Source organism: Pseudoalteromonas sp. S1727 (assembly GCF_005886375.1).
Lineage (GTDB): Bacteria > Pseudomonadota > Gammaproteobacteria > Enterobacterales > Alteromonadaceae > Pseudoalteromonas > Pseudoalteromonas haloplanktis.
In genome coordinates this window covers 1-602 of the sequence record NZ_PNDT01000277.1, presented here as the reverse complement: position 1 = coordinate 602, position 602 = coordinate 1, and the positions used below count along the sequence as shown (strand labels likewise).

Annotated in this window: 1 protein-coding gene; it reads left to right on the top strand. The window is 45.5% G+C overall.

Annotated features, from left to right (window positions below):
• Positions 1-602, top strand: a 602-nt coding sequence (locus CWB85_RS21995) for an Ig-like domain-containing protein (protein ID WP_171039074.1), incomplete at both ends; no start/stop codon positions are given.

The window sequence follows — 602 nt, the reverse complement described above, 5'->3', positions numbered from 1 at the left end:
AAACGGTGCCATTACTAAATCTTGCGTATGTGACAGCCAGCGCAACCGATGCAGCAGGGAATACGAGTACGGTCAGTACACTCGACTTTGATAACACTGCACCTACTTTAACTGTCAGTGTTGATGCATTGAGTAATGACACAACCCCAGTCATTTCAGGTGACACAGATATGGGCGAAGGCACAGTTATCAACTTGACTGTGGTTGATAGTGATAATGTCAGTCAAGTATTTACCGCTGTAGTACAAGCTGATCAAACTTGGTCTGTATCAGTGCCGCAAGCTATTGCACAGGGAACCTACACCGTTAGTGCCTCAGTGCGTGATGGCGTTGGTAATTTAACAACAGAGCAAACCACCGGCGTAGTTGATAGTGTCGCACCGAGTTTACTGATAGACAATCTACAACCAACAGCTAATGCAACACCAACTATCACCGGTAGTAGTAATGAAATTGGTGGTGAAGTATCTGTAGTGGTTAATGGGCAAACTCTACAAGCAACGGTTGCAAGTGATGGAACGTGGCAGGTCACAATTCCAACAGCATTGGGTGATGGTGATTACCCTGTCGAAGTGAGCATTACTGATGCTGCTGGTAATCAA